The 22,598-nt window shown below is 70.2% G+C and carries 19 protein-coding genes; 5 read left to right on the forward strand and 14 right to left on the reverse strand.

All coding sequences use genetic code 11. The annotated features are described in order from the left end of the window. Positions 1-3: 3 nt before the first annotated feature. From HH310_RS05945 to HH310_RS05955, 3 genes are all read right to left on the reverse strand, one after another. The gene (locus tag HH310_RS05945) at positions 4-675 is read right to left on the reverse strand and encodes a FadR/GntR family transcriptional regulator (RefSeq protein WP_169174403.1); all 672 of its coding nucleotides are present in this window, start codon (positions 673-675) and stop codon (positions 4-6) included. 136 nt (positions 676-811) lie between these two features. Further along, complete coding sequence (locus HH310_RS05950; RefSeq protein ID WP_396027493.1) at positions 812-1,615, reverse strand: SigB/SigF/SigG family RNA polymerase sigma factor; 804 nt, start codon at positions 1,613-1,615, stop codon at positions 812-814. A gap of 80 nt (positions 1,616-1,695) precedes the next feature. Then, positions 1,696-1,851, reverse strand: a complete 156-nt coding sequence (locus HH310_RS05955) for a hypothetical protein (protein ID WP_169174405.1) — start codon at positions 1,849-1,851, stop codon at positions 1,696-1,698. A gap of 149 nt (positions 1,852-2,000) precedes the next feature. Between HH310_RS05955 and sigJ the strand changes: the two genes are divergently transcribed. After that, positions 2,001-2,873, forward strand: coding sequence for an RNA polymerase sigma factor SigJ (gene sigJ, locus HH310_RS05960; protein WP_169174406.1), 873 nt, complete (start codon positions 2,001-2,003; stop codon positions 2,871-2,873). A gap of 589 nt (positions 2,874-3,462) precedes the next feature. Here the strand turns inward: sigJ and HH310_RS05965 are convergent. Both HH310_RS05965 and HH310_RS05970 read right to left on the reverse strand, forming a co-directional pair. Continuing rightward, positions 3,463-5,211 (reverse strand): ATP-binding protein, encoded by a 1,749-nt coding sequence (locus HH310_RS05965; protein WP_169174407.1) that lies wholly within the window; start codon positions 5,209-5,211, stop codon positions 3,463-3,465. Then, positions 5,208-5,900, reverse strand: a complete 693-nt coding sequence (locus tag HH310_RS05970; protein ID WP_312033897.1) for a response regulator transcription factor — start codon at positions 5,898-5,900, stop codon at positions 5,208-5,210. Before HH310_RS05970 ends, HH310_RS05965 begins: the two co-directional genes overlap by 4 nt. A gap of 131 nt (positions 5,901-6,031) precedes the next feature. Here HH310_RS05970 and asnB point away from each other — a divergent pair, with 131 nt between their 5' ends. Then, a complete protein-coding gene (gene asnB / locus HH310_RS05975; protein WP_169174409.1) occupies positions 6,032-7,972 on the forward strand; it encodes an asparagine synthase (glutamine-hydrolyzing) in 1,941 nt (646 codons plus the stop codon). On the opposite strand, the gene HH310_RS05980 is transcribed toward asnB, so the two are convergent. The 5 genes from HH310_RS05980 to HH310_RS06000 form a co-directional block, all read right to left on the reverse strand. Next, positions 7,918-8,235, reverse strand: a complete 318-nt coding sequence (locus HH310_RS05980; RefSeq protein ID WP_169174410.1) for an EthD family reductase — start codon at positions 8,233-8,235, stop codon at positions 7,918-7,920. The genes asnB and HH310_RS05980 overlap by 55 nt on opposite strands. A 36-nt stretch (positions 8,236-8,271) precedes the next feature. Next, positions 8,272-9,519 (reverse strand): hypothetical protein, encoded by a 1,248-nt coding sequence (locus HH310_RS05985; RefSeq protein ID WP_169174411.1) that lies wholly within the window; start codon positions 9,517-9,519, stop codon positions 8,272-8,274. A 76-nt stretch (positions 9,520-9,595) separates the two neighbouring features. Further along, positions 9,596-10,273: an anti-sigma factor gene (locus HH310_RS05990; RefSeq protein ID WP_169174412.1), complete on the reverse strand. Its 678-nt coding sequence runs from the start codon at positions 10,271-10,273 to the stop codon at positions 9,596-9,598. Next, positions 10,270-10,701: a sigma factor-like helix-turn-helix DNA-binding protein gene (locus HH310_RS05995; RefSeq protein WP_312033860.1), complete on the reverse strand. Its 432-nt coding sequence runs from the start codon at positions 10,699-10,701 to the stop codon at positions 10,270-10,272. The genes HH310_RS05990 and HH310_RS05995 overlap by 4 nt, the downstream gene beginning before the upstream one ends. Then, positions 10,698-12,398, reverse strand: a complete 1,701-nt coding sequence (locus tag HH310_RS06000) for a beta-propeller fold lactonase family protein (protein WP_169174413.1) — start codon at positions 12,396-12,398, stop codon at positions 10,698-10,700. The genes HH310_RS05995 and HH310_RS06000 overlap by 4 nt, the downstream gene beginning before the upstream one ends. A gap of 141 nt (positions 12,399-12,539) precedes the next feature. Between HH310_RS06000 and HH310_RS06005 the strand changes: the two genes are divergently transcribed. Then, positions 12,540-13,343 (forward strand): SAM-dependent methyltransferase, encoded by an 804-nt coding sequence (locus tag HH310_RS06005; protein ID WP_312033861.1) that lies wholly within the window; start codon positions 12,540-12,542, stop codon positions 13,341-13,343. Between the two features lie 483 nt (positions 13,344-13,826). On the opposite strand, the gene ptsP is transcribed toward HH310_RS06005, so the two are convergent. The 4 genes from ptsP to HH310_RS06025 form a co-directional block, all read right to left on the reverse strand. Continuing rightward, a complete protein-coding gene (ptsP, locus tag HH310_RS06010; protein WP_211191827.1) occupies positions 13,827-16,601 on the reverse strand; it encodes a phosphoenolpyruvate--protein phosphotransferase in 2,775 nt (924 codons plus the stop codon). Beyond that, a complete protein-coding gene (gene dhaL / locus HH310_RS06015; protein ID WP_169174414.1) occupies positions 16,601-17,227 on the reverse strand; it encodes a dihydroxyacetone kinase subunit DhaL in 627 nt (208 codons plus the stop codon). Before dhaL ends, ptsP begins: the two co-directional genes overlap by 1 nt. Continuing rightward, a complete protein-coding gene (dhaK, locus tag HH310_RS06020) occupies positions 17,227-18,228 on the reverse strand; it encodes a dihydroxyacetone kinase subunit DhaK (protein WP_169174415.1) in 1,002 nt (333 codons plus the stop codon). The genes dhaL and dhaK overlap by 1 nt, the downstream gene beginning before the upstream one ends. A gap of 395 nt (positions 18,229-18,623) precedes the next feature. Beyond that, complete coding sequence (locus HH310_RS06025) at positions 18,624-19,970, reverse strand: cation:dicarboxylate symporter family transporter (protein ID WP_169174416.1); 1,347 nt, start codon at positions 19,968-19,970, stop codon at positions 18,624-18,626. Between the two features lie 70 nt (positions 19,971-20,040). Between HH310_RS06025 and HH310_RS06030 the strand changes: the two genes are divergently transcribed. Both HH310_RS06030 and HH310_RS06035 read left to right on the forward strand, forming a co-directional pair. Continuing rightward, entirely contained in the window at positions 20,041-21,576 is a 1,536-nt protein-coding gene (locus HH310_RS06030; protein WP_169174417.1) for an ATP-binding protein, read from the forward strand. Beyond that, positions 21,573-22,256 (forward strand): response regulator, encoded by a 684-nt coding sequence (locus HH310_RS06035; protein ID WP_169174418.1) that lies wholly within the window; start codon positions 21,573-21,575, stop codon positions 22,254-22,256. The genes HH310_RS06030 and HH310_RS06035 overlap by 4 nt, the downstream gene beginning before the upstream one ends. The last annotated feature ends 342 nt before the right edge of the window (positions 22,257-22,598 follow it).

Genomic DNA, 22,598 nt, shown 5'->3' on the forward strand with positions numbered 1-22,598 from the left:
CCGTCACAGGGCTCGGCGCAGCCACTCCTCGACGCCCGCGATGTGGATCGTGGCCCAGGCCCGGGCCCGCTCCGGCTCGTGCGCGGCCAGCGCGTCGTGGATCGCCTGGTGCTGCTCGCGGGTCTTCTCGACGGCGCCCTCCTGGGTCAGGCCCCGCCAGATGCGGGCCCGCGTCGTCGGGCCGGACAGGCCGTCGATCAGTGAGCTGAGCACGGTGTTGCCGGCGCCGGTGGCGATCCGGCGGTGGAACTCCAGGTCGTTGGCCACCAGGGCCTCGACGCTCGGATCGGCGCCCAGCTCGTCGAGCAGCATCTGTAATTTGTCGATGTCGGCGTCGGCCATCCGCTGGGCCGCCAGGGCCGCGGCGGCCGGCTCGAGAATGCGGCGGACCTCCAGGAACTCGAGGACCGTGTCGTCGCGCTGGAAGTCGACGACGAAGCTCAACCGATCCAGCAGCAACGCCGGGGCGAGGCTCGTGACGTACGTGCCGTCGCCCTGCCGGACGTCGAGCACGCGGATCATCGACAGGGCGCGGACCGCCTCGCGCAGTGAGTTGCGCGAGAGTCCGAGGCGTTCGGCCAGGTCGGATTCCCTCGGCAGGCGGTCGCCCGGACCGAGCTCACCCGACGTGATCATGCGCTTGATCTTGTCGATCGCCTCGTCGGTCAGCGCCACTGGACCTCCCCGCGCGCCCGTCTGCCGCGTCCCCTCATCTGACAGACTAATCACGGGTTGACCAGGAAGAACATCGCCGATTCAGGGCGCGGACCCACCCGGCACCGGTAAACCGGCGGAAAGCGGGCGGCGCGAATCAGCGGCGCGGAGCACGCCGTACGGGCTCATCCATCAGTTGCACGCGCAGCTTCCGGACGGCTCGCGCCAGCAGCCGGGACACGTGCATCTGGGAGATGCCGAGCTTTTCCCCGATCTCGGACTGGCTCATCTCGCCGTAGAAACGCAGCTTCACGATGGCGCGCTCCCGATCGTCGAGCGTCGCCATCGCGGACGGCAGCGACGCGCGGTTCTCGGTGAGCTCGAAGTTCGCGTCGATCTCGCCCAACGTGTCGCTGAGCTCGATGGCGCCCTCGTCGTTGACCGGCGCGGAGAGGCTGGTGGCCGTGTAGGCCCGGCCGCCTTCCAGCCCTTCCAGCACCTCTTCCTCGGTGATCTTCAGGTGCGCGGCGATGTCGGCGACCGTGGGCGCGCGGCCGAGCGTCTGGTTCAGGTCGTTGTTCGCGCCGCTGATCGCCAGCCGCAGTTCCTGCAGCCGGCGTGGGACGCGAACCGCCCACGTACGGTCGCGGAAATGGCGTTTGACCTCGCCGACGATCGTCGGGATCGCGAACGCGGTGAACTCGATGCCCCGCGAGGCGTCGAAGCGGTCCACCGCCTTGATCATGCCGAGAGCGGCGACCTGGTAGAGGTCGTCGGCGGGTTCGCCGCGACCGTTGTAGCGCCGGGCGAGGTGCTGGGCGAGCGGCAGCCACGCCTCGATCACCTGCTCCCGCAGCCGGGCCCGTGCGGGATCGGCCGGATCCGCCGTCGCATAGGCCTCGACCAGCCCGGTGGCGACCTCGTCGGCGGCCGTACGTCCGGATGCCACGTGAGCGTGCACGACGCGTCTCCCTCGGTCCACGGATTACTTGCCCTGCGGCAAACATAACCGAACGCCGGGGAACCGCAATCCGAACGGAGTCAGCGACCCACCATTCGGTGCATCATGTACAGCGCGGTCAGCCCGAGACCGATCGCCGTGGCGACGGCGGGCCGCACGATCGCCAACCAGACCATGCCGCCACTGGCGCCGATCAGCACGAGGACGCGTACATCAAAAAGCTGTTTCTTGGGCATGACGAACTCCCGACCCCTGGAAACCACTGAGAGTGACTCCGATACCCCCTTTGCCCCGTTTGGTTATACACAGAGGGTAGCTGAATCGCTACATAATGGAAAGATCGGTCCCGAGTCACACTTTCGCCCTCAGCATCGTCAAACAATCGATGAGGGGAGACATCTTGCGCGCGATCATGGGCGAACGCCGGCAGCTGATCAACATGGCGTACCGGATGCTGGGTTCGGTGGCGGAGGCCGAGGATGCGGTGTCCGAGGCGTACACACGCTGGTATGCGATGTCGCCGGAGCAGCAGGAGGCGATCGAGACGCCGGGTGCCTGGCTCACGAAGGTCACCGGGCGGATCTGCCTGGACGTGCTCGGCTCGGCGCGTGCCCGCCGCGAGCGGTACGTGGGCGAGTGGATCCCGGAGCCGTTACCCGAGCGCCAGGAATCGACCGACCCGGCCGATCGGATCACCCTGGACGAGTCGATCAACATGGCGTTCCTGGTGGTCCTGGAGTCGATGACCCCGGCCGAGCGGGTCGCGTTCATCCTGCACGACGTCTTCCGCTACTCCTTCCCGGAGGTCGCCGAGATCGTCGGCCGGACGCCCGGGGCCTGCCGGCAGCTCGCCGCCTCGGCTCGCCGGCGCACCAGGGCGTCGCACGTGCCGACCACGCCGTCCGCCGACCAGGCCGGCATCGTCCGCGACTTCAAGCGCGCGTGGGAGGCCCGGGACATCCCGTCGCTGGTCGGGCTGCTCGACCCGAACGCCACCGCGACCTCGGACGGCGGCGGCATCGTAAACGCCGCGCTGCGCCCCATCAAGGGCGCCGACGACATCGCGCGCTACGCCATGTGGATCTCCGACCGGGTCGGCGGCATGACGCTGCTGGAGCGCGCGGTCAACGGCCAGCCGGGCCTGATCCTGCAGCGCGACGGCGTCACCGTGTCGGTGATGGCCTTCGCCGTCGAGAACCACCGGATCACCCACATGTGGGCGATCCGCAACCCGGAGAAGCTGCGCCCCTGGACCTAGAGAAGTAAGTCCTGATCCGACCCGGCGGCCGTCGGGGCACCCGGCCCACCACGGGCATATCCGAAATTTCCGATAGCCAGGGTGGACCGGCTGGGCCGCTGGACCGCCGGGGCTCCCCCGAGTGACCCGCGGGCGCTTCCACTTCGTGAGACTCGCGGCCACCTACTGAGACCGGCGACCACGTCCTGGACCCGGCGTCCGCGATGTGGGATTCGGGTCCATTGTGGAGTGGCTTTTGCCCCGTGATGCGGCTTTCGCACGGCGGGTTTTCCCGGCCAGATGTGAACCTTGGAGAGTTATGGCTCGTATGTGGGCGCAACTCTCCAAGGTTCGCGAAAAGTCCACGATGTGGGCACGATGTCCACACTGCGAGAACGCCGCCCCGCCGTAGAGAGCCGCGCGACCCATGGCGATCTCTACGGCCGCGGCGGCCCGGGTTGCGCAACGGGGCAGGCCGCAGCTGATCGCGGTTGCCTATCCGGTCGGCGGAAGCAGAACCGCAGCTCAACATGGCTGCTGCAGGCCGGTCACCCGGCGGGTCAACCTCCAGAAAGTTCAAAGTCGGCCAGGATACAACGACCCTGCTGCTTCAGGCGCAGGCGTCGTCGATGCCGAACGGGGTGTCGCAGCTCGGGAGGCGCACGGTGAAGGCCGTGCCGAAGTGGTGGCGGCTGCGGACCTCGATGCGACCGCGGTGGTCGCTGACGATGCGGTGGGCGATGGTCAGGCCGAGGCCGGTGCCGCCGGTGGCGCGCTGGCGGGCCGGGTCCGCGCGCCAGAAGCGGTCGAAGACGTGCGGGAGGTCGCCGGCGGCGATGCCGACGCCGGTGTCCTCGACGGCGAACACCGCCTCGCCCCATTCGACCCGCGCCCGGACGACGACCCGGCCGCCGCGGTCGGTGTAGCGGAGCGCGTTGGTGAGCAGGTTGCCGATCACCTGCCGCAGCCGGTCCGTGTCGCCCTGCACCCAGACCGGCGTCGACGCGTCGGCGTGCACGGTGACACCGGCCTCGGTGGCCGCCACCTGATGGGCCATCACGCTGGCCGCGACCAGGTCGGACAGGTCCGTCGGCGACGTGTCGTAACGCAGTTCGCCGGCCTCGGCCAGCGCGAGAACCTGCAGGTCGTCGAGGATACGGCCCTGCAACAGGGTCTCCTCGTGCAGCGACGCGAACAGCTCCCGGCTCGGCTCGACCACGCCGTCGGACAGGCCTTCGAGGTAGCCACGGAGGTTCGACAGCGGCGTACGCATCTCGTGCGCGACGTCGGCGATCAGGCGGCGCTGGCGTTCCTCGCTGCGTTGCACCGCCTCGGCCATCGCGTTGAACGACGCGGACAGCCGGGCCAGTTCGTTGCGGCCGCGAGCCGGGACGCGTACGTCGAACCGGCCGTCGGCAAGATGCCGGGACGCATCGGTCAGCAGGCCGACCGGACGGCTGACCCGGCGCGCGATCAGGGCCGTGCCGACCAGCGCGACCAGGACCAGCCCGGCGATGCCGAGGACGGCCGGGCGGCTCAGATCGCCGATGTCCGCCTCGACCGTGCCGCCGCCGAGGTAGAGCTGCAGTGGCGCGGCCGAGGTCGTGGTCACGCCGGTCGTGTAGGCCCGGATCAGGCAGTCCTGGGTCGGCTCGCCGCCCGCCTTGAGACAGCTCAGGTAGCCGCCCCACAGGTCGTTGAACCAGTTCTGGTCGGCGAGCACGCTACGCACCGCCGCGTGGACGCAGTCCGGATATTTCTGGATCTGTGCCTGCGTGAGGTACGGCGCCGTGTCGGCCTGCAGCACCGGATCCGATTTGGTCCGGCCCCCGATGCACCGGACCGTGCCGAGCGCGGCGCGGTACTGCGCGATCTGCCGCACCGCCAGCGCCGACGGGGAGCCCAGCACGTGATCGGTCGGTGCCGGTCCGAACAGGTTCCGCGCGATCGCCTGCTTGGGCGGCCGCCCGGTGCCGGGACCGGAGGCCAGCCAGGCGATCTGCGGGTCGAGCTGGGGCTGCGGGTCGATCGTGATGGCCGAGGCGCGCACCAGGCCGGACGGCCGGTTCGCCATGGTGTCCGAGTCGACCAGCACCTGCCCGTCCGAGGTGCGCAGCTGGATGTGCAGACCGGTGCGCTGGGCCAGGCCGGCGACCACCACGTCGACGCCGGGCCAGTGACCGTGCCGGAGCCCGTACCGCTGAACCGTGTCGACGATCTCGGCCTGATGCCGCACCTGAGCCTGCCGGGAACGCGTCGCCTGGCTCTGCGACAGGCTCAGCATGAGCCAGGCCGTGGCCCCGATCGCGGTGACCGCCACGGCCATGGCCAGCACGAAGATGCGCAGCCGGAAACTCACAGCTCGGCCATCCGGTAGCCACGGCCGTAGACCGTCTGCACATATCGCGGCGCGGCCGGGTCCTCCTCGATCTTGCGGCGGAGGTTGACCACATGCGCGTCGACCGTACGGGCCGAGACGTCGTGATCGAAGCCGAACGTCTTGTCGATGATCTGCCCACGGGTGTAGACCCGGCCGGGTTCGCCGGCCAGCAACTCGAGGATGGCGAACTCCTTAGCGGTCAGATTCACCGGTACGCCCTGGACCCGCACCTCGAACCGGCCGGCGTCCACTTCGAGATCGCCGACGCGCAGCACCGCCGCCGGGCCGTCGTTCGTGCCGGCGCGTCGCAGCAGGGCCCGCACCCGGGCGGTGAGCTCGCGCGGGCTCACCGGCTTGGACAGGTAGTCGTCGGCGCCGATGTCCAACCCGAGCAGCATGTCGTTCTCCGACGAGCGGGCGGTGACCAGCAGGATCGCCACGTTGGACTCGGCGCGCAGGATCCGGCACACGTCCAGCCCGTCGACCAGCGGCATCATCACGTCCAGCACGATCAGGTCCGGCTTGCGGGCGCGGGCCTGCTCCAGCGCCGCGCGACCATCACCGACGGTGAGCACCTGGTGGCCCTCGCGCTCGAGGTACAGGCGGACGATCTGGGCATGCTTCGGATCGTCGTCGGCCACCAGGATGCGCGCTGTCACGCCGTGGATTTTTACTCAGCGCCGCGCGACGACCAAGGATTGTCGGGTTCCTGTGAAGAACCGTTCAGATTTCGGTGGGAGTAAACATCTCAGCGACTTCCGCACAAGTTCTTCACCATCGCGGACACAAACTTCCGCGCATGTGTGGTCTCAGTGTCTTCGTGAGCAGCAGGCCCAACGCGGGGCCGCCGGACGCCGAGGCGATCGCGACGTTCACCCGTGCCCTCGAGTCGATGCACCACCGCGGGCCGGACGACACCCGGGTGGAGTTCACCGACGGGATGGCGTTCGGCTTCAAGCGGCTCGCGATCGTGGACCGGGAGGAAAGCGCCCAGCCGGTGCACTACCCGCCGGACGGGCCGCAGGCGGGGCGCTGGACCGTCGTGTTCAACGGCGAGATCTACAACTACAAGGCGCTGCGCTCGGAGCTGATCCGCGAGCACAACGCCACGTTCGGCACGCAGGGCGACAGCGAGGTGCTGGCGGCGGCGATCCATTACTGGGGTACGTCGGCGCTGCCACGGTTGCGCGGCATGTTCGCCTTCGTGGCGTACGACCATTGGACCTCGACCTTGTACGCGGCGCGCGATCCGTTCGGCATCAAGCCGCTCTACCTGCTGGAGAGCACCGACGGATTGTTCCTGGCCAGCGAGCGTAAGGCGCTGAAGGCGTTCGGCGCGGACGGCGACGCGGTGCTCGACACCGACGCGCTCGCGCATTACCTGAGTTTCCAGTTCGTGCCGGAGCCGATGACGCTGCACCGGCAGGTACGCCGGCTGCCGCCCGGACATCGGCTGACCTGGACGGCCGGCGGCGGACTGCGGATCGACCGTTACTTCCGGCCGTCGCTGCGCCCGTTGCATCTGCAGCCCGAAGCCGCGTTCGCCAGCATTCAGGACGCGCTGCGCGACAGCGTACGCAAGCACATGCATGCCGACGTGCCGGTCGGCGCGTTCCTGTCGAGCGGGGTGGACTCGTCGGCGGTGGTGGCGCTGGCCCGGGAGGTGAAGCCGGACCTGCACGTCTTCACCGCGGGCTTCGCCCAGCAGGGCTATTCGGAGATCGACGTCGCCCAGGACACCGCGAACCAGCTGGGCCTCCGGTGTACGCCGACGGTGGTCACCGACGAGGACGTGATCCGCGAGCTGCCCCGGATCGTGCAGGTGCTCGACGACCCGAGCGGCGACCCGTCGCTGATCCCGCTCTACTTTCTCGCGCAGACGGCCTCCCGGTACGTGACCGTGGTGCTCTCCGGCGAGGGGTCCGACGAACTGTTCGGCGGGTACACGATCTATCGCGAGCCGATGTCGCTGGCCGGCATCGGCCGTCTGCCCGGCGGCATGAAGCGCGGCCTGCGCAATCTGTCCCACGTGATGCCCGAGGGGATGCGCGGCCGCAGCTTCCTGGAACGCGGCACGACCCCGATCGAGGAGCGCTACTACGGCAACGCGCGGATCTTCGACCCGGCGGAGAAGGCCGAGATCATGCGATTCACCGCCGAACCCCACACCGCGATCACCGGGCACCTGTACGCCGAGACGGCCGATGTGGACGACGTGGCGTCGATGCAGTACGTGGACCTGCACACCTGGCTGCCCGGCGACATCCTGCACAAGGCCGACCGCATGTCGATGGCGCACTCGCTGGAGCTGCGGGTCCCGTTCCTGGACTCGGCCGTGTACGCCGCCGCGGCCGGCCTGTCCACCGAGCTGAAGCTGCCCGCGCACAGCCGCACCACCAAGCACGCGCTACGCGAGGCGATGCGCGGGATCGTCCCCGAGTCGGTGCGCGAGCGCCGCAAGCTGGGCTTCCCGACCCCGACCCGGGTCTGGCTCAAGGGCATGATCGGCGACTGGGTCGGCGCGCTGTTCGCCGACTCGCAGGCCGGTCACCTGCTGGACCTGAACTACGCGCAGAAGCTGCTCGCCGACCACCGGGCCGGCGTCGCGGACAACTCTCGCAAGGTGTGGGCGGTGGCGATGTTCTGCCTCTGGTACGCCGTCATGATCGAGAAGTCGATCACCCCTCAGACCAGCTTCACCTCGCGGTCGACGACGGCCGACCGGATGTCGGCCATGTAGGCCTGGCGTCGCTCGTGCGCCTGCCGATAACCGTCGGTGTCGAGGGCCTCGCGCATCGCCTCGGGAGAGTCGAAGCTGATCTCCACAAACGCGTCCATCGGGTCGGCGGGATCGGTCGCGAGGTCGGTCACGTAGCGCTGGACGTAGTGCCGGACCTGCGGCATCGCGACGTAGGCCGGGCCGTACTCGTGCTCCAGGAAGTGCCGGAAGTCCTCGGTCGAGACCTCCGGCTTTTTGCGGAGGACGGTCATGAGGGTGTACATGGCAGGAAAGCTACCCCGGCCGTCGCGCTGCCGTCGCTAGAGATCGTCCCAGGGGCGCAGGCTCGGGCGGGCCGGCGGGCGCTCGGCGCGGGCCGGCTCGGGAACGTCGTCGGCGTAGGCGTCCCACGGGCGGTCCGCGTGCCGGGACTGCTCGGCGTGCCAGACCTGGTCGGGCTGCCAGGCCTGGCCGGACTGCCACACCTGCTCGGCGTGCTGGGCGTGTCGTGGCGTCAGCGGAACGGCGTCGTGGTCGGCGCGGCGCGGCGGGGTCCAGACCGGCTGCCGCTCGGCGGGCGTCCAGGTGAGCTGCGGCTGCGGCGTGGCGCGGCCGGACAGGGCGGGCGCCGGAACCGAGGGCGAGGCCAGCGCCGACCTGGTGCGGGTGGGTGGGGTCCAGATCGGGGGCGGACCCCACCAGATAACCCGTTCGGTGGGGACGGACAGCGGCGGAAGTGGCTGGGCGGGACCGACCTCGGGGGGCAGGGCGGTCGAGCTGGTCGCGGGGGCGGTGGCCAGCAGGATGGCGGAGGCGACCGTGACGACGCCGGCGATCGAGGCGGCGAGGCCCCAGCCGGGACGGACCGTGTCACCGAGCAGGAACAGCGCGATCGCGGACGGGACGACCACCTCGGCCGTCCAGTGGATCGCGGTCACCGGGCCGACCTCGCCACGGCCCAGCGCGTTGGCGTACAGGAGCATGCCGGTGAACGCGAAAGTCAGCAACGCCAGCGTGAGGGGATCGGTGAGCGCGTGGTTCATCGGCAGCGCGCGCCCGACCAGGGCGGCACTGCCGAGGCAGAGACCGCCCAGGGCGGCGATCGCACCGGCCGGAACGGCGAGCTTCGTGAGGGCGACACCCACGATCACCACACCCACGGCGGCGGTGCAGAAAGCCCAGCGCATCGTGCTCGAAGCGTGCACGTCCTCCTGCTGACCGGCCGAAAGGGACAACACGGCCAGTGCGGTCAGCGAGATGATGATCGCGGAGACATCACGCGGACGCAGGCGGGACTTGAGGATGAACCGGGCGGCGATGACGGTGATGGCCAGCGAGCCGGCCAGCACGGACTCGACAACGTAGACGGCCAGCTCGCGCAACGCGTACATCGCACCGACCCAGGCGAGCATGTCGCAGAGGATGCCCAGCAGGTACAGCGGATGCCGCATGGTCTGCACGGTGCCGTTGCAGCGGCGGGCCGCGACGGCCTGGAGGATCGACGCGGTCGCGTAGCTGAACGCACCGAAGACGACGATGCCCAGCGCAACCCAGAACGCAGCGGTCATCGTGTATCACCGGCCTTCGTGACGCTACGGAGTCATGCCATCACGCTCCGAGCATATGCCCCGGCCGCACGAAAACCTAGACGGGAACCGATACGAGGATTTGACCGGCGTAAGTCTCTGCCTGAACGCGCGCCACCGACGCCGGGTCCATCAGCGCCGCACCGTCCACAACGGCGGTGTCCGCCGAGGTCAGCCAGCTTCCGGCCGGCTCACGTGTGCCGTCCGGGGCCACCACGACCAGGCGGCACTCCTCGCCCGCCGGTACCGCGCCGACCTCCGCGTGCACCCGGACCCAGCCGGCCGCGGGCCGCACCGAGACGCTCATGGTGGCGCCGGTGGCGGGGTCGGTCGCGGCGCCGGTGCGGGTGCCGGGCAGGGTGGGCGTGGCGGCCGTGCCGGTGGTGATCAAACTGACGTCCGGTGTGGTGAGACGCCCGGCGATCAGGCCACCGGCCAGGGCCAGCAGCCCGGCCGCGACACCCACCGCGATCCGGATCGTGCGTCGCTGCCGGGCCCGGTCGCGGTGCTCGTCGCGTACCTGTCGCAAGGTTTTCTGCAGCAGCAGCTCACCGTCCGGCGGCGGGCCGTCGAGAAAGGCCTCGGGCGGGATCTCGCCGAGCGCCGCCTCCATCTCGCGCAGGTCGTCGACCTCGCGGCGGCACGAGGCGCAGTCGTCGAGATGGACCCGGAGCACCTCCTGCTGCTGCCGATCAAGAACACCCAGCACGTACGCCCCGAGGAGTTGCGAACTCATCCGGCCCCCTCGAAGACGGCACCCCGCAGGCCCAGCAGTGCCTGATAGCTGCGCGACATCACGATGCCCGCCTCGAGGCCGAGCGACCGGGCGGTCTCGTCCACGTCGCGGCCCTGGAAGTAGAGCGCGTCCAGCACCTGACGCTGCTCGGCCGGCAGGGAGTCGAGCGCGGTCAGCACCGCCATCGGATCGGGCTGGCCCACGACCTGCCCGGCGACCCGGGCCCGGAGCAGCACGAACAGGTGCGCGCGTCCGCCGCTCAGCGCCTCCGGGTCGTGCGCGGCCGCGACCAGCGTCTCCCGCACCACGTCCTCGGCCAGCCCGCGGTCACCGGTCAGTCGCGTGGCGAAGGCGACCATCGCCGCCCCGTGCTCCTGGAACAGCCCACGGACGAGCACCTCCTCGGCCGTGGCGTCGCGCGGGCTCACGCACCCACCTTCAGCACGGAGACCGTGTTGTCGTCGCCGTTGGACACGTAGGCGAATCGGCCGTCCGGGGACACGCCGACCGTACGGGGGCTGCGGCCGACCTTGACCGTCGAGGTCACCTTGCCGGTGCGTCCGTTCAGCACCGAGACGGTGTTGTCGCCCTCGTTGACCACGTACGCGTGCTCGCCGTCGGCCGCGAACGCCACCGACTGCGGCTCGGTGCCGACCTTGACCGGGTCTCCGCGTTTCAGGGTCAGCGCGTCGATCAGGTTCGTCGCGTTCGCCTCGTAGCCGGCCACGATCACCCGCCGCCCGTCCGGTGAGACCGCCAGGCTGTGCGGCGCCTTACTCACCGGAATGGTCTTGAGTACCTTGTCGGCCCGCATGTCGATCACGGACACCACGTTCGACTCGTGGTTCGGGGTGAACGCGCGCATCAGATCGCCGGAGAAGCCCACCGCGTGCGGATTCGCCACCACGGTGATCTTCGCGTCCCGGCGGGTGCCCGTCGCGTCGTACACCTCGATGTTGCCCTTGCTGTGGATCGGCACCCAGAGGCGGCCGTCCGGGCCGACCGACAACGCGTACGGCTGGACGCCGGTGTCCAGGTTGCGCAGCACCTTGCGGCTCGCCGTGTCGACCACCGCGACCCCGCTGCCGTCCAGCAGGTCCTCGTACATCGAGACGAAGACCAGCTTGCCGTCGCGCGAGACGGCCACGAACCGCGGTGTGTTACGCAGCTGGATCGAGCTGACCTGGCGAGTTTGCGCGTCCATCACGGACAGCACGTGCGAACTCTGGTTCGCGATGTAGACCGTGCTGCCGTCGGGGGAGACGACGACGCCTTCGGGTTCGGCGCCGACGCGTACGGTTGCGGCGATTGTCGGTTTGTCGACGCTGCGAATGCGGTTGGCCAGCGGAACCTGAGCCGGCCCGGGAGTGGTGAGAGCCTGCCCCTTGAAGGTGGACGGGGCCGGCGTCGGGCCGATGCCCTGCACGGCGGCCGGCGCGCTCGGTGGCCGGTTCATCGTGAACGCGACAGCGACACCGGCGCCGCCGAGCAGCACGAGCGCGGTCAGGCCGCCGACCAGCGCGGTCGCACCGAGACGGCGGCGGCTGCGCGGCGGCGGCGTGGGCGGCAGGACGGTCATCCGCAGGCCGCGCACGCCGGACGTCGTCGACTCGTACGCCTCGGCGACCGAGCGGGGCACCGGCGCGGCCTCGGTGACCTGGCCGGTGACGCGCACATCGGCCCAGCCGGCCGGACCGCGCACGGTGACCGAGCCGTCCAGCCAGTCGGTGCGCGGCAGCCAGACGACGCGCAGCTGACGGCCGGTGAGCATGGCCCGCAGCCCCGGACCGGAGACGGTGACGGTGGCCGCCGCGACGGCCAGCGGCGGCCCCTCGACCAGCACGTCCGCGACCAGGCGCGGGGTGCCGGGGGCGATCTGGCCGAAGTCGAGGCTGTCCGGGTTCAGGCGGATCGCCGTACGCTCCAGCGCCCGCGCGGCGGCGGACGCCACGCTGCGGCTGTCGTCGTCGGTGAGCCGTTGCAGCTCCCGGCGGGCGGCAGCCGCCATCGCGAGATCGGCCCCGAACGCCAGGCGGGACAACTCGTCCACCGCGGTGAGACGAGACTCCCGGATCGGGCTGTCGATCTCGGTCATCACATGCGACGGAAGGACCTGCTCACTCATAGTTCCACCACGATCATCATGCGTGACTATGGATGCGAGCGTAACCCATCGGGTCACCCGCCTCCATGATCCACTTTGTACGGTGGTCGCGGACGTCCCGTAAGATCGGCGATCCGGACCACTCCGCGAAGGGGATCGCCCGTGTCTGCACACTCCAGGATTGATACGTCCGTTCCCCATCCCGCTCGCCGATACAACTACTGGCTCGGTGGCAAAGACCATTTCGAGGCGGACCGGCAAAGCGGTGACGCGATCGAGCGGGCGTTCCCGATCGTGGTGGAGCTCGCACGCGCGAACCGGGCTTTCATGCGCCGAAGCGTGAAATTTCTGGCCGACACCGGCATCCGGCAATTCCTGGACATCGGCACCGGCCTGCCCGCGCCGGACAACACGCACGAGATCGCGCAGCGCGTCGACCCGTCGTCCCGGGTGGTCTACGTGGACAACGACCCGATCGTGATGGTGCACGCGCGGGCGCTGATGCAGGGTGATCCCCGCGGCCGGACGGCGTATCTGGAGGCCGACCTGCGCGACCCGGACGCGATCCTGGCGCACCCGGCGCTGCGCGACACCCTCGACCCGGAGCAGCCGGTCGGGCTGTTATTGCTGGCCATCCTGCATTTCCTGCACGACGACGAGCAGACCGCGGCGGTGGTGCGCCGCTTGGTCGACTCGCTGCCGTCCGGCAGCTATCTGGCGCTGAGTCACGGCACGATGGATTTCAGTACGCCCGAGGGTGTGGCCGCGTACGAGAAGATGTTCGCCGCGGGCGGGACGGATGTGCGCGCCCGGTCGAAGGCCACGATCGACGAGTATTTCGACGGGTTGGAGATCGTCGACCCGGGCATCGTGGCGGTGAGCGACTGGCGTCCGGAGGATCGGGCCGAGGAGCGTCCGGTCAGCACCGACCTGGGGATCTACGCCGTGGTGGGGCGGAAGGCTTAGGCGCTTGGAACGCGACCGGGCCGCCGCTCGGGCGCGACCCCGTCATCGCGATCCGTTCGCGGGCGGGTGGTCCCGCTATGTGGACAGTGCGGCCACATCGTGGATTTTTGTGAACCTTGGAGAGTTGCGCCCACATTCGAGCCACAACTCTCCAAGGTTCACATTCGGGCGGCGAACCTGGCCGGACGAAAGCCTCATCGTCTAACAAAAGCATCCTCCACAGTGGATGCGGGTCTCACATCCCGGACGCTGGGCCCAGGATGTGGTGACCCGTCTCGGCAGGTGGTCGGCCGTCCCACGGAATGGAAACCCCGCGCACCACCCGCCGGGTCAGCAGCCCTGCTGACGCGCCAATCCGAGCCTCGCGACCGGAAATGTCGGACATGTGAAAAGATGGGGGCAGCTCCCGACACGCTAACTTGAGGGCAGCGTGACGACGGGACCCGCTGGCGACTGTGTAACGGACGACGAGCGGCCGAGGACCTACTCCTTTCGGGAGGCTCGCACGTCGCCTGCGCCCGGCAAGCCCAGTGCCGCGGAGGCTGACGCCGCGTCCACCGTGGTCGAGCGCACCGCCTCCTTGGTGGCCGGGATCAGCGGCGGCGCCACGCTGAGTTCGCGCACGCCCAGGTCGATCAGCAGCGGGATCGCGATCTCGTCGGCGGCCAGCTCACCGCAGACGGCCACCAGCACCCGCTCCCCCGCGGCCCGGCAGGTCATCTCGATCAGGCGCAGCACGCCCGGATCCAGCCCGTCGGCCAGCCGGGCGAGCGCGGGATTGCCCCGCTCGGCGGCCAGCGTGTACTGCGTCAGGTCGTTGGTGCCGATGCTGAAGAAGTCGACGTGCGGCGCGAACGCGGCCGCCTTCAACGCGGCGGCCGGCACCTCGATCATGATGCCGACCTGCAGATCCTCCCGGACCGGGCCGGCCTTCGCGATCGCCTCGTCGAGCATCTGCCGCGCGCGTAGCAGCTCGTCGACCGTGCTGACCATCGGGAACATGACGCTGACCGGCACCTCACGGGCGACGGTGGCGATCGCCAGGAGCTGGTCGGCGAACAGTTGCGGATGATCGAGCGAGTGCCGCAGCCCGCGTACGCCGAGGAACGGGTTCTGCTCGACCGGACCCGGCAGGTAGCGCAACGGTTTGTCGCCGCCGACATCCAGGGTGCGCAGGGTGATCCGCCGGCCGCCGAGCGCGTTGGCGATCTCTCGATAGGTGGCGACCTGCTCGTCCACTCCCGGCGCGGCGTCGCGGTCCAGGAAGAGGAACTCGGTGCGCACCAGGCCGGCCAGGTCGGCTCCGATCGCGCCGAGGGCGTCGTTCAACGAGCCGATGTTCGCGCCGACCAGGATCGTGACGCCGTCGCCGGTCAACGCCGGGCCGGCAGCGCGGCCGAGGCTTTCCGCGCGGCGTTGTTCCTGGTCGCGGGCGCGCTCACGGAACTGCGCGAGGACCTCCTCGGTCGGTCCGGCGACGATCTCCCCGGTGCCGCCGTCAAAGGCGACCAGGGTGCCGTCGGGGAGATCCAGGAGGGCCGGTCCCAGGCCGACGATGGCCGGGATTCCCCTCGTACGCGCGATGATCGCCGCGTGCGAGGTCGGGCTGCCGTCCGCGAGCAGCAGGCCGGTCACGTTCGCGGGATCGAGCCCCGCGGTCTCGGCCGGGGTGAGGTCGGCCGCGATGAGCACACCGGTCCCGTCGAGACTGGTGGCCGCGACGCCGAGAATGGCCCGCAGTACTTGATCGGCGACGGCGCGGACGTCGGCGGCGCGGGCTTTCAGGTACGGGTCGGCGAGCGCGTCGAACTCACCGGCAACCCGTTCCGCGGCGCCCGCCCATGCGTTCGGCGCGGCAGCCCCGTCCGCGACCCGCGCCCGGACGTCGTCGAGCAGGTCATCGTCATCGAGCAGCTGGAGGTGCGCCTCGAAGATCCCGCTTTGATCGTCGATCCCCCGCAGCTCAGCTTGGACGGTGCCGATCGCCGCCGCGACGCGCGCCCACTCCGCGGCCGCCCCTTGCGACGATATTTCCGGAATTTCCACCGGGGCGGCCCGCGCTCGCCAGACAGCCCCGATAGCAACCCCCGGCGAGGCCCCGACACCGCGGGACGCCGGGCCCGATCCGAGGGCGGCCGATGGCGAGGCGTCGCCTTCCCAGGCAGCCGCACCCGATCCGACGGCAGCCCCTGCCGAACCGCGGCCTTCCTGCGCAGCCTCACCCGATCCGACGGCAGCCCCTGCCGAACCGCGGCCTTCCTGCGCAGCCTCGCCCGATTTAACGGATATTTCGTTAAAAAACGGGGGCGACGTTGGCGTTTGGGGTTCGGCCGACGAGGAAGAGGGTGCGGCAGACGGCGGCTGGCGATCGGACGGCACGGCGGACACGGCGGGGGCCGCGGACACGGCGGGGGCCGCGGACACGGCGGGGGCGGCGGGGGCGGCGGGGGCGGCGAAGCCCGGCGGTGAGTTCGGATCCGCCGCAACCCGCACGGTGGGTGACGCGGGCGTTAGGTAGGGCGCGGAGTTGACCGTGTCGGGGGACTCGTCGAAGGCTCGGGCCGCCAAGGCGAGCACCGCCTCGACCGCCTCCGTGGACTGCCGGCCGGTCGCGCGGACCTCGAGGTCGTGGCCCTTCAGCGCGCCCAGGGTGGCGACCCGGGACAAGCTCGACGCCGGGACCCAGGCCGAACTGGTGGTGCGGTTGCGGAGCTCCACCTTTGCGTCGAAAGCGCGAACCTCCGCTACCAGGCGAGCGGCCGGGCGGGCATGCAAGCCGTGCGGGTTGGTCACCGTCAAAAGGACGCCCTCGTGGCCGGCTGCGTCGTCCACCTGGCCGGCTTCAACCGGCGTACCCAATTGGGATTGTTTGCCTGCCAAGCCTGCGGCCGCCTCTGCTGCCACCTCGTCGCGGGAAGCGCCGGAAGCAGCTGCGACCGCGGCCGCGACGAGGCCCTCGACCAGCGGGGCCGGGCACAGCGTTACCCGGTCCCGCAGGGCGTCGTCGTCCAGCAGGTCCAGGGCCAGCTCGGCGGAGAGGACCGCGCTGCCCAAATCCATCAAGACGACCACGCCGTCGCCCCGATCGGCGGCGGTGATCGCCTCGGTGATGGCCATGGCGTCGGTGCCGAACGTCGTCTCGTCCAAGCCGGCGGCGATCTCCAGTGGCACGTCCTGGCCGTGCAGCATCTCGGCGGCCAGCGCGACCGCCGCCTCGGCCAGCGCGTGACTGTGGCTGACCACCACCAGACCGACCATCAGGCGGTCAGCGTTGTCGCGGCGGCGGCCAGCAGCATCGTCACGGAGGTGGCACCCGGGTCCTGGTGACCGGCGCTGCGCTCGCCCAGATAGCTGGCCCGGCCCTTGCGCGCGACCAGCGGGACCGTCGCGTCCCGGCCTTCCTCGCCGGCGCGCAACGCGGCCTGCATGGCGTCCGGGAACGGCATCCCGGCGGCGAGCGTGGCGTCCAGCGCGTCGACCGCGGGGGTCAGCGCGTCCACCATCGTCTTGTCACCGAGCTGCGCCTTGCCGCGGGCGAGCACCCCGTCCAGCCCGGCCCGCAGCATCTTGGCGAAGGTGCCGTCGTCGAGCGTCTCGGCGTCCCCGGCCGCGGCGGCCATTCGCAGGAACGCCGTGCCGTAGAGCGGGCCGCTCGCCCCGCCGACCGTGCTGACGAGCGTCATGCCGGTGCGTTTCAGCAGCGCGGAGGGGGTGTCCGGTTTTTCCTCGTCGAGCATCTTGACGACGGCGTTGAGGCCGCGGGTCATGTTGGCGCCATGATCCGCGTCCCCGATCGCCGAGTCGAGCTCGGTGAGGTAGTCCTTGTTCTGCCCGACCAGCCGGGCGAACTCCCGGATCCACGCCGAGAAAGCGGCAGTGTCCATCAGATCCCCCACCGCAGCCCCGGCGTACGCACCGGCGCGTCCCACAACCGCAGGATCTCGTCGTCGGCCTTCAGCAGCGTGACCGAGCAGCCCGCCATGTCGAGGCTCGTGATGTACGGCCCGACCAGCGACCTGGCGATCGGGATGCCGGCCTTGCCGAGGATGTTGGCGACCTCGTTGTACATGACATAGAGCTCGATCAGCGGGGTCGCGCCCATGCCGTTCATGAAGACGATGACGCCGCCGCCACCGGTGAAGTCGTAGTCCGAGAGGATCGGGCTGACCAGCATCTCGGCGATCTCGTTGGCCGGCGCCATCGGGACGCGGCGGCGGCCGGGCTCGCCGTGGATGCCGATGCCGACCTCCATCTCGGCCTCGGACAGCTCGAACGTGGGCTTGCCGGCCGCCGGGACCGTGCAGGAGGTGAGCGCCAGGCCCATGCTCCGGCCGTTCGCGTTGACCTTGCGGGCCACCTCGGCGACCTCGGCCAGCGGGCGGCGTTCCTCGGCGGCGGCGCCGGCGATCTTCTCGAGCAGCACGGTGATGCCGACCCCGCGGCGCCCGGCGGTGTAGAGGCTGTCTTCCACGGCGACGTCGTCGTTGGTGACCACGGTCGCGACCTGCACGCCGGTCTCCGCCTCGGCCAGCTCGCCGGCCATCTCGAAGTTCATCACGTCGCCGGTGTAGTTCTTGACGATGTGCAGGACGCCGGCGCCGCCGTCGACGCCCTTGGTCGCGGCGGCCATCTGGTCCGGCACCGGCGACGTGAAGATCTCGCCCGCGCACGCGGCGTCGAGCATGCCGAGACCGACGAAACCGCCGTGCAGCGGCTCGTGCCCCGACCCCCCGCCGGAGATGAGCCCGACCTTTCCCTGGACGGGCGCGTCACCGCGGAAGATGATGCGGTTTTCGTGATCCACTCGCAGCTCCGGGTGGGCGGCGGCGATGCCGCGCAGCGCGTCGGAGACTACGTTCGCCGGGTCGTTGATGAGCTTCTTCATCGGTGGGCTCCTCGCTGCCGTTGCCAAGAACTGCCGTGACGAGAACTGCCAGTGAACAAGCTACGCCGGAGGGTGCCGGCGTCGCCCGGGTCGATCGTCATCCGCGCGAACGCGTTTTCACCAGGCACGCCGTTCGGCATTACCGAACACGCGCGAAGGGCCGGCGGCTGGTCGGCACGCGCATGTCCGACATTTCCGGCGGGCGCGATTTTGACGGCGCGGAGGGCGGCGGTGCGCGGCGAGGTGTGGTCGCGGCTCCGGCGGCCCCGGGCGCGGTGGAACGCGCCCGGGGCCATTGGTTGGTCCCGCCCGGCCCGGAGGGGGGTAAGGACGGGCGCGGACGGGACCGGAGCCGGTGGGACTCGAGGGGGTACGAACCCACCGGCGTTATCTCCCTACGAAACGGTAGCCCGTTCTTCCGCGCTCGACCCTTGCCCTTCATCAACCATCGTGGACTCGTCGAACGGCTCCGCGCCCGAGAGCACGGACAATGCCCGGTCGCGGTCGAAGTCGCCGGTCCAGGTGCCGACCAGAACCGTTGCCACGGCGTTACCCGCGAAGTTGGTCAAGGCCCGGGCTTCGGACATGAACCGGTCGATACCGACGATCAGGCCGACGCCGTCGACCAGGGCGGGCTGGTGCGCCTTCAGGCCGCCGGCGAGCGTGGCCAACCCTGCCCCGGTCACCCCGGCCGCGCCCTTCGAGGCGATGATCATGAAGAGGAGCAGGCTGATCTGCTGCCCGGCGGACAGCGGGCGGTCCAGCGCGTCGGCCACGAACAGCGACGCCATCGTCAGGTAGATCGCCGTCCCGTCCAGATTGAACGAGTACCCGGCCGGCACCGTGATGCCGACGACCGTGCGGGACACGCCGACGTGCTCCATCTTCGCGATGAGCCGGGGGAACGCGGTCTCCGACGACGACGTCGACAGGATCAGCAGGAACTCGCGGCCGAGGTAGCGCAGCAGGCTGAGCAGGTTGATCCGGGCCACCACCCAGAGCAGCGCCCCGAGGATCAGGAACACGAAGATCGCGCAGGTGGCGTAGAAGCCGAGCATGATCTGGGCCAGGCTCTTCAGGGCGTCCACACCGGTCGCCCCCACGACGGCGGCGATCGCGCCGAACGCGCCGATCGGGGCCAGCCACATGATCATCGACAGCACCTTGAAGACGATCCGCTGGAAGATGCCGATGGCGTTGAGGACCGGAGGCGTACGGGAACCCAGGGTTTGCACGGCGAAGCCGACGAGTAGCGCGACGATCACCGTCTGGAGCACCGAGTCGCCGGTGAGCGGGGACAGAAGTGTTGTCGGAATGAGACCGAGCAGGAAGTCGGTGGCGCCTTCGGACCCGGTGTCACCGACCGACTTCTGGCCGGCGGCCGCGGTCGCGGCGTCGAGATGCAGGCCGGCGCCCGGGTGAATGATGTTGCCCACTATCAAACCGATAGCGAGTGCCACCGTGGACATCACCAGGAAGTAACCGAGGGCGAGCCCGCCCACCTTGCCGACCTTGGCGGCCTGCCGCACCGAGCCGACGCCGAGAACGATGGTGCAGAAGATGATCGGGCTGATCATCATGCTGATGAGATCGACGAAGCCCGTTCCGATGGGTTTGAGCTCGACGGCGAAGTCGGGGACGAGGAAACCGACAGCGATGCCGAGCAGAACCGCGACGATCACCGCTGGGTAGAGGTAGCGAATCCGGTCCCTGCGGGCCGGCGGGGATGCCTGTGTCTCCATGCGAGGACTGTGGCCTGGATCTCACTATCGGGCACCATTACGGTCATTCTGTTCACGCCGAGGAATGACGATGACCCGACGCTGGAGTATCGCGGGGCAACTGTTCGCCCTGCAAGTGCTGGTCGTGACGCTGCTGGTGGGCAGCTGCACGGCGGGCGCCGTCCTGCTCGCCCGCCGCGACGCCCGCAACGCCGCGACGCTCGAGGTGACCGGGGTGGCCGAGGCCATCGCGCGCTCCCCCGCGGTGGCCGACGCGCTGCGCAGTCCAAACCCGACAACCTTGCTCCAGCCGTACGCCGAATCGACTCGCCTGGCAACGGGCACGAACTTCATCGTGATCATGGCACCGGACCGCACCCGGTACACACATCCGACACCGAGCCTGATCGGCCGGCCGTACGCGGGCACGATCGACGCGGCCCTCGCCGGCGGCACGGTGACCGAGCAGTTCCGGGGCAGCCTGGGCGACTCGGTCCGGACCGTCGTCCCGGTGCGCGCGCCGGACCGCAGAATCATCGGCCTGGTCTCGGTCGGCATCACCACCGCCGCGATCAACCACAGTCTGCGCACCCAGATACCCGCGGTCGGCGGCGCCACGGTGGTCGCGCTGCTGCTGGCCGGGCTGGGTGCCTGGTTACTCAGCCGGCGACTGCGCCGCCAGACGCACGGGCTCGGACCGGCCGAGATGACCAGGATGTACGAGGCGTACGACGCGGTTCTGCACTCGGTCCGCGAGGGGCTCGTCGTCGCGGACCGGGCCGGCCGGATCACGCTCGTCAACGACGAGGGCCGGCGTCTGCTGGGCGAGGAGTTGCCGGCCGAGGCCCGGGACCTCATCGCCAGCCGGCGCACCACCCTGGACGAACCGATTCTGGCCGGCGACCGCGTGCTGATCGCGAGCCAGCGCGAGACCCGGTTCTCCGGCCGCGTGCTGGGCACCGTGCTGACCCTGCGTGACCACACCGAGCTGCGGGCGCTGACCGGCGAGCTGGACTCGGTGCGCGGCCTGACCGAGGCGTTGCGGGCACAGGCGCACGAGGCCGCGAACCGCCTGCACACCGTCCTGACACTGGTTGAGCTGGGGCGCACCGGGGAGGCGGTGCGGCTGGCGACCGCCGAGATGGCCCGCGCGCAGCAGCTCACCGACCAGGTGGTGGGCGCGCTGGCCGAGCCTGCCTTGGCCGCGCTGCTGCTGGGCAAGTCGGCGCAGGCCGACGAGCGGGGCGTGGAACTGACCGTGGACGACGACTCCCGGCTGGACAATGACATGCTGCCGAGCCGGGACCTGCTCACCGTGGTCGGCAATCTGGTCGACAACGCGCTGGAGGCGGTCGCGTCGGCCGCGGCGCCGCGACGGGTGCGGGTGCTGGTGCGCCAGGAGGAGAACGACGTGCTGGTGCGGGTGAGTGACAACGGTCCGGGCCTGACCGACGAGCAGGCCGCCGCCGCCTTCGGACGGGGCTGGTCCACGAAGGAGGGTCCGGGACGCGGCATCGGTTTGTCGCTGGTCCGGCAGGTGGCGGACCGCTACGGCGGTGCTTACGCCATCACGCGCGCTCCCGGCGGCGGTGCGATCTTGACCGTACGCCTCCCGGTGTCACGATGAGCACGCCGCCGATCGGGGTGCTCGTGGTCGACGACGAACCGTTGATCGCCGAGGCCCACAAGGCGTACGTGGGAAAGGTCGAAGGTTTTGACGTCGTCGCCGTGGCGCACACCGCGCGCGAGGCGATGGCCGCGCTGCGCCACCACCGGGTCGACCTCGTGCTGCTCGACCTGCACCTGCCGGACATGCACGGCCTGGAGATCGCGCGGGCGTTGCGCACCGCGGGCAGCGGCACCGACGTGCTTGCGGTGACCTCGGCGCGCGACATCGCGATGGTCCGGCAGGCGGTGGCCCTGGGCGTCACGCACTACCTGCTGAAGCCGTTCACGTTCGCGGCTTTTCGCGACAAGCTCGACCGGTACGCCCGTTACCGCACCCAGGTGCAGCAGGCCGGCGAGGTCGCGGCGCAGCACGAGATCGACCGGGTGTTCGCGACGCTGCGCGGCTCGCAGGACTCGCTGCCGAAGGGCTTGGACGCGCACACGCTGGACCGGGTGCTGCTCTCGTTGCGGTCGTCGGCGCCGGCCGGGCTGTCCGCCGCCGAGCTGGCCGCCGGCACCGGCATGTCCCGGGTGACCGCACGGCGCTACCTGGAACACCTGGCGGACACCGGCCGGGTGCTGCGGGCGCCGCGCTACGGCGGACCGGGCCGCCCCGAGGTCGAATATCGCCCTTCGTAAAGGCCGAGGACCTTGATCGTCTTCGAGGTAGTGATCGGCGGCAGCTTCCGGGCCGCCCAGGTTGGAGGTCTTGAGCAGTGGCGCCCCCTCGGGTGGTCTGGTCCGCGCCGGTCCCACTATATGGACATTGCCACCGCATCCCGGGACTATCGGAGACCTTGGAGAGTTACGCCCATATTCGAGCCATAACCCTCCAAGGTCTACATTCTGCCGGGAAAAGCACTGGAGTAAAAGCCGCAATGTCGGGCGAAACTCCGTCCAAAGTAGATGGAAATCCCACTCTGCGGACTCGGATTCACCATGTGGACACCGGTCCCGCACAGCGGACGGCCCTCCCGGATA

It is taken from the genome of Actinoplanes sp. TBRC 11911, assembly GCF_012933445.1.
Lineage (GTDB): Bacteria > Actinomycetota > Actinomycetes > Mycobacteriales > Micromonosporaceae > Actinoplanes.